The sequence below is a fragment of the Curtobacterium flaccumfaciens genome (assembly GCF_051548005.1).
Taxonomy (GTDB): Bacteria; Actinomycetota; Actinomycetes; order Actinomycetales; family Microbacteriaceae; genus Curtobacterium.
Genome location: NZ_JBPUGH010000177.1, coordinates 1 through 6,689, shown reverse-complemented (window position 1 = coordinate 6,689; position 6,689 = coordinate 1). Strand labels below are relative to the sequence as shown.

The following is a 6,689-nucleotide window of genomic DNA, read 5'->3' as shown; positions in this document are numbered from 1 at the left end:
GGCACCGCGCCTCCCGTCCGTCTTCCCCGTGCCCGCGCGGAACGCACCGTCCGGTCGGACGGTTGACACCGCGTTGGTATCCCACCCATACTCATGCCATGACTGCAACCGTGTCCACCCGCGTCCTCATCGAGGCGTGCTCCACCTCTGGGGCAGTGGGGACCATCGGCATGATGATGCCGACGATGTCGGTCATGCGTTGTCGAATGTGTGCCTGATCGGCGCCCGTTCCAGCCGGATCCCCCGCGACCCCACCCCCGTCGCGCAGGCGTGATCCCCGGGTGACGACCACGTCGACGACGCCAGGCGTCCGACGCGGTCGATCCCCGCTCTCCCGGGCTCCCCGGTCCGCAGCAGGACCGCGGAGGAATCCTCGGCACACCGCCGTACCCGGGCCGACGCATTCGACACCGGTCGCAGCACCGCAGCACCGCGACCTTCCTCCCGGAGAACCAGCCATGTCGCTCACCATCGCCCAGCCCCGCACGCCGCTCCGCACGTCGGCACCCGCACCGACCGACCTCGGCACGGTGACGCCGCTGCGTCCCCGCCGCCAGCCCGTCACTCCGCAGGCGAGCCCGGTCCCGACCAGCCCCGTCGTCGCCCCGCAGCGCAACCGCGCGCTGCCCGAGGGGACCGAAGCCCGAGGTTTCGCGCTGTACGTCGGGATCGACGAGGCCGCGGCCGCCGCTGCCGGGACCACCCTCGCCGCCGTGGTCGAGCAGCTCAAGGCACTCACCGCGCAGCTCGTGCCGTCGTCGGAGACGTACGCCGCGGTGGCCGTCGCCGCCGAGGGTTCCGGCGGGCGGGACGTCGACGTCGTCCGGCTCGCACTGCAGGACCGCTCCGCCGTCGCTGCCCGCAAGCAGGCCGAGAAGCCCGAGCCCGAGGAGACCGGTGTCGTCATCGACATCTCCCGCAAGCGCGTCACGCTCGACGGCGAACCGGCACCGCTGACCTACAAGGAGTTCGAGCTCCTGCAGTTCCTCGTCCTCCGCGAGGGCCGGACCGTCGACCGCTCGGCGATCATCGACGGCCTCTGGTCGGACGGCGAGGACGAGACCCCGAACGAGCGCACCATCGACGTGCACGTGCGCCGGCTCCGCTCGAAGCTCGGTGCGTTCGAGGAGATCGTCCGCACCGTCCGGGGCGTCGGCTACCGCTTCGACCGGCACGCCGACGTCGCCGTCCGCTACGCCTCGACGCCGTCGCCCGACCTGTTCTGAGGCTGCACAGCGGAGGCATCGACGGCTCTTGGTGAACTCGCAGCGAACGGGTCCCGTTCGGGCTAGCGCGCCGTTACCGCTTCGTTATACAGTCGACGTCGCAGGCAGTGTTTGCTGTGGCACAGCCTGTGGAATGTGATTGCAGGACACTCTTGGTGCAAGGGAGAGGGCCGGTCGCCGAAAGGTGACCGGCCCTCGTGCTTTCCGGAGCTGCACCCATCACGCAAGAGAGCGGGCCAGCTACCCATCGGGTGGCCGGCCCTCGTGCTTTCCGGAGCTGCACCCGTCACGCAAGGGAGAGGGCCGGTCGCCGAAAGGTGGCCGGCCCTCGTGCTTTCCGGATCTGCACCCGTCACGCAAGGGAGCGGGCCGACTACCCATCGGGTGGTCGGCCCTCGTCCGTCTGTCGGGCGTCGTCGGTAGGGTTGGGCGACGGTCCGGAGGGAGCACGCAAGGTGAGTGACAAGGCCACTGCGGTCGCGGCATGGGAATCCCTGTTCCGTGCGCAGGTACAGGTGATGCGGAACCTCAACGCCGAGTTCCCGGGCGGGGAGATCTCGTTCAACGAGTACGACGTCTGCTTCAACCTCTCCACCCAGCCGGGTCGACGGTCGCGGATGCGTGACCTCACCGGGCACCTCCTCCTCACCCAGCCGAGCGTGAGCCGCCTCGTCGACCGTCTCGCGTCCCGGGGCATCGTCGAGAAGCAGCCGGACCCCACGGACGCGCGCGGTGTCTACGTCGCCCTCACCCCGCACGGGTTCGACGTCTACCGATCGGTCGCGGTCCAGCACGCCGCGAGCATCGCCGCGCAGCTCGGCGCCGGGCTCACCGATGTCGAGCTCCGCACCCTCACCGAGCTCTGCACGAAGGTCCGCCGCGCAGCCGGCACCGGTGTCCCGGCTCGGCGCTCCGCTCCCGACACGGCCTCCGTGTGACCGGCGCGATCGTCTGGCTCCGCGACGACCTCCGACTCGCGGACAACCCGGCGCTCCGGGCGGGCATCGACCACGGCGGGACGCTGACGGTCGTCTACGTCCTCGACGACGAGTCACCCGGTGTGCGGCCGATCGGCGCTGCGGCGCAGTGGTGGCTACACCACTCGCTGACCGCCCTCGACGACGAACTGCACGACCGCGGTTCCCGGCTGGTGCTCCGACGCGGTGCCGCTGCCGAAGTCATCGACGCCCTGGTCACCGACTCCGAGGCCGATGCGGTGTTCTGGAACCGCCGGTACGGCCATGCCGAACGCGACATCGACGCGGGCATCAAGACAGCCCTGCACGACCACGGCGTCGAGGCGCACAGCTTCGCGGCCAACCTCCTCTGGGAGCCCTGGACGGTGACGACCGGCCAGGGCGAGCCGTACAAGGTCTTCACCCCGTTCTGGCGCGCGGCCCAGGCGATGCCGGAGCCCCGGCACCCGCTCCCGAAGCCGCGCGACCTCCCCGCCCCGTCGGACGCCACCGGCGACGACCTCGAGGACTGGGGCCTGCTGCCGACGAAGCCGGACTGGGCCGCGGGGCTCCGTGACGCCTGGACGCCGGGCGAGACCGGCGCACGCCGGCGGCTCGAGCACTTCGTCGAGCACGCCCTCGAGGACTACGACCAGCGCGACGAGCCGTCCATGGACGCCACGAGCGGACTCTCACCGCACCTCCGCTGGGGCGAGATCAGCCCGTACCAGGTCTGGCACCGCCTGCACGGACAGCTCGAGCCGTCGCAGCGGCAGCAGGCACCGGCGTTCCTCCGGCAGCTCGCCTGGCGCGAGTTCAACTGGAACGAGTACTTCCACTGCGAGGACATCGCGACGGTCAACGTCCGCCGTGAGTTCGACGCCTTCCCCTGGCGCGACGCCCCGGACGCCGAACTCGACGCGTGGCGGACCGGGACGACGGGCTTCGACCTCGTCGACGCCGGCATGCGGGAGCTCTGGCACACCGGAGCGATGCACAACCGCGTGCGGTTGGCCGCCGGGAGCTTCCTCGTGAAGAACCTCCTCGTGGACTGGCGGGTCGGCGAGCAGTGGTTCTGGGACACTCTCGTCGACGCCGACGCCGCGAACAACCCGGGCAACTGGCAGTGGGTCGCAGGGTCCGGCTTCGACGCGGCACCGTACTTCCGCGTGTTCAACCCGGAGCGTCAGCTCGAGCGCTTCGACCCGCACCGCGAGTACGTGCGACGGTGGGTACCCGCCGACGAAGACCGTCCCGAGCCGATGGTCGACCTGAAGCAGAGCCGTCAGCGCGCGCTCGACGCGTACGACCGGATGCGTCGTTCGTGACCGCAGCGGACGCCCTCGCCCGGGTCGACGCGCTCTTCGCCGACCGTGTGGCGCGGGGCGTGGCACCCAGCTCCGTCTGGGGCGTGTTCGACCCGAGCGGACTCATCGCCTCCGGTGGCCACGGCGACCGCGGCGACGGGACCGCGCCCGACGCCTCGACGGTCCACCGGATCGCGTCGTGCACGAAGAGCGTGACGGCGGCGACCCTGCTCACCCTGGTCGCCGACGGCCGACTCGACCTCGACGCCCCGATCACCGAGTTCGTGCCGGCCTTCCGCGCGGTACGGCTCCCGACACCGGACTCCCCCGTACCCACCGTCCGGATGCTGCTGACGATGTCCGCCGGCTTCCCCACCGACGATCCCTGGGCTGACCGCCAGGAGTCGATGCTCGACGCCGAGCTGGACGCGGTGCTCGGCGACGGGCTGCTCTTCGACAGCGTCCCCGGCACCGCGTTCGCGTACTCCAACCTCGGCTACGCCCTGCTCGGTCGGGTGGTCGCGGCGGTGTCCGGCGCGCCCTACACCGCGGCGGCGACGGACCGGGTGCTCCGGCCGCTCGGCCTGCACGACACGGTGTTCTCCGCCGCCGACGCCGACGGCTTCGTCGTCACGGGTGTCCGGCCGTACGCGGGCACGTGGGAGCCCCTGCCGCTCACCGGCCCGGGAGCGTTCTCGTCCATCGGCGGCCTGTTCTCGACCGTGACGGACCTGGCCCGCTGGGGCCGCCACCTGGCGTCCGCGTTCTCCGACGATCCCGAGCCCGGGCCGGTGTCCCCTGCCGACCGACGGCTCATGCAGCAGGCGATGCGGGTCGTCCCACCGGTCGTCGTCCCGGGCTCGACGCGTCCGACCGCCTACGGGTTCGGGCTCTTCGTCGAGCAGGACGACCGGTACGGCCCGATCGCCTCGCACTCCGGCGGCTACCCGGGCTTCTCCGCGCACATGCGGTGGTCCACCCGGAACGGCCTCGGCGTCGTCGCGTTCGAGAACGCCACGCAGGCCAAGGTCTCCGCTGCCGCGACGGATGCCCTCGACCTCCTGCTGGAAGCGGATGGGAGGACGCGGCGCTCCCATGAGGTCGTCGACGTGTTGCCCGAGACGCGCGACGCGCAGCGCCGGGTGTCCTCGCTGCTCGTCGGGTGGGACGACGCCGTCGCCGATCGCGTCTTCTCGCCCAACGTCGCGCTCGACGAGCCCTACGAACGTCGACGTCGGCACATCGCCGAGGCCGCCACCGCCGTCGGGGCGGACCTCGCAGCGGCGCCGGTCGAGGAGCGTTCGGTCGCACCGACGCACCTGCGCTGGTGGCTGCCCGGCACGAGTGGGCGACTGCGGGTCGAGCTCCGGCTCGCGCCCCTCGCCGCAGGCCTCGTGCAGACGCTCACGCTCACGGCCGAGCCGGCCGAGGCCTGAGCAGCGACCACACCGGAGTACCGCCGCCGCACACCTTCGGGCCGCGGGTCAGGCTGGCGGACGCCCACCGACGAACCCGAGCGCGCGCGCTGCGACCCGCCCGCCCTCCCGTGCGGCGGAACCGATCCGCACGGGGTCGGTCGCCCAGGCGCGGAGGAACCCCGCGGCGAACGCGTCTCCCGCTCCGAGCGTGTCGACGACCGTCCCCGGCGTCGCTGCCACCCGCTGCGGGCTCCGCCCGGGCCGCCCGACGACGGCGCCGTCCGCCCCGACCGTGACGACGACCAGCGGGACGTGCTCGGTCAGTCGCCGGACGGCTTCGCGGAGGTCGGTTGCTCCGGTCAGCGCCAGGGCCTCGTCGCGTCCGGGGAACAGCACGTCCACACCGGTGAGGGCCTCGACGAACGCCGGGGCTCCGAGTGCCCGGACGACGGCCGGGGACGACGGGTCGAGCGACACGCGCGCCTGCCCGGAGCGCGCGAGCTCCACGAGCTCGGCGAGCCGGTCCGCTCCCCCACCGGCCAGCATCCCTGCACCGGTCAGGTGGACGATGTCCGCGCGTTCGACGAGGTCGGGCGGGACGTCGGCCGCCGAGAGCAGCCCCGCGGCCGCCGGGTCGGACATCGCGGTGCGCCCGTTCCGGTTCCGCACGGACACCTCGGTCCCGGTGCTCGCACATGCGTCGTAGCGGATGTGCGGCCGGACCCCGGCGTCCTCCAGACCGCGTTCGTGACGGTGCACGTCGTCGACACCGACGCGCGCGACCAGGTCGACCTCGGCTCCGAGCCAGCCCAACCACGTCGCGGTGTTCCCGCCGGCACCGACCGCTCGGTGGCGGATGCTGGCGTCCGGGTCGTGCTCGCCCATCGTCTCGGCGGTCGTGTGCACGAGGATCCCGTCGAGGACGTCGCCGACGACCAGGAAGCGTTTCCCCGCGCCCCGACGCCGTCCACGGTCTGCCGGCAGTGCTCGACCCTCCGCGGGCGTTCGAGGCGGCACTGCGCGGTGCTGGGACGGGGACATCCGCCCTAGTGTGCGTGTACTCGAGCTTTGCTCCGCTTTTCTCGCAGATCCCACAGGGAAGCGCGCGCCGAATGCATCGCACGTACGGTAATATTTCTTCGAGTCGCATTCCGCGGCCACCAGCTGCCCCGGAGGACCCGTGCCCAGGAAGCCCGACCCGACACTCAAGCCCGCGATCATCGAGAAGGTCGCCGAGCACCTGCACGACACCAAGCTCGAGGCGGTCTCCGTCCGGAGCCTCGGCCGGGTCCTCGGCACGAGCGCCTACCCGATCGTGTACCACTTCGGCTCGCGGGAGGCCCTCATCGACGCCGTCGTGGAGCACCTCGACCGCGACGTCTCCCACGTCGCGCTCCCTGCAGAGGCGGACGTCGACGCCCTCGTCGCCTGGCTGACCACCGTCTTCGGTGGGCTCGAGGACCGGGAGCGACGCCTCGCGGTGCGCCTGGCGTTCGAGCTCGGCGCCGTCGAGACACTGGACGGCCGCGACCGCGAACGACTCGTGCACCGCGGCCACCTCGCCGCGATCGCCGCGTGGTGCGCCACCCACGGCTACTCCCCTCCGGACGCGCGGCGCGCGGCGGGCGAGGCGGTCCGCGCGGCTCGCGGCGCGCAGTGGTCAGCCCTCGTCGACCCGGACGGGACCGACGTCGAGGCGGCACTGCGCACCGTTGCCGACCGCCTCCTCTCCGGAACGCGGGTCACGACCGCGTAGTCCCCACGCGACGGACGGGAGGCGCG

The 6,689-nt window shown here is 72.4% G+C and carries 6 protein-coding genes; 5 read left to right on the top strand and 1 reads right to left on the bottom strand.

What is annotated here, in order from left to right:
* Window positions 1–458 precede the first annotated feature (458 nt).
* The 4 genes from ACSW7Y_RS15470 (at window position 459) to ACSW7Y_RS15455 (ending at window position 4,925) form a co-directional block, all read left to right on the top strand.
* On the top strand, window positions 459–1,226 hold the full coding sequence (locus ACSW7Y_RS15470) for a winged helix-turn-helix domain-containing protein (protein ID WP_438127132.1): 768 nt from the start codon (window positions 459–461) through the stop codon (window positions 1,224–1,226).
* 455 nt (window positions 1,227–1,681) lie between these two features.
* A complete protein-coding gene (locus tag ACSW7Y_RS15465) occupies window positions 1,682–2,164 on the top strand; it encodes a MarR family winged helix-turn-helix transcriptional regulator (RefSeq protein WP_438127131.1) in 483 nt (160 codons plus the stop codon).
* Window positions 2,161–3,510 carry a cryptochrome/photolyase family protein gene (locus tag ACSW7Y_RS15460; protein ID WP_438127130.1) on the top strand — a complete coding sequence of 450 codons (1,350 nt, stop codon included), beginning with the start codon at window positions 2,161–2,163 and terminating at the stop codon, window positions 3,508–3,510. Before ACSW7Y_RS15465 ends, ACSW7Y_RS15460 begins: the two co-directional genes overlap by 4 nt.
* Window positions 3,507–4,925 carry a serine hydrolase domain-containing protein gene (locus ACSW7Y_RS15455; protein WP_438127129.1) on the top strand — a complete coding sequence of 473 codons (1,419 nt, stop codon included), beginning with the start codon at window positions 3,507–3,509 and terminating at the stop codon, window positions 4,923–4,925. Before ACSW7Y_RS15460 ends, ACSW7Y_RS15455 begins: the two co-directional genes overlap by 4 nt.
* A 48-nt stretch (window positions 4,926–4,973) precedes the next feature.
* Here ACSW7Y_RS15455 and ACSW7Y_RS15450 read toward each other — a convergent pair whose 3' ends face one another.
* Window positions 4,974–5,813 (bottom strand): carbohydrate kinase family protein, encoded by an 840-nt coding sequence (locus ACSW7Y_RS15450; protein ID WP_438127128.1) that lies wholly within the window; start codon window positions 5,811–5,813, stop codon window positions 4,974–4,976.
* 274 nt (window positions 5,814–6,087) lie between these two features.
* On the opposite strand from ACSW7Y_RS15450, the gene ACSW7Y_RS15445 reads away from it, so the two are divergent.
* Window positions 6,088–6,663, top strand: coding sequence for a TetR/AcrR family transcriptional regulator (locus ACSW7Y_RS15445; RefSeq protein WP_438127127.1), 576 nt, complete (start codon window positions 6,088–6,090; stop codon window positions 6,661–6,663).
* The last annotated feature ends 26 nt before the right edge of the window (window positions 6,664–6,689 follow it).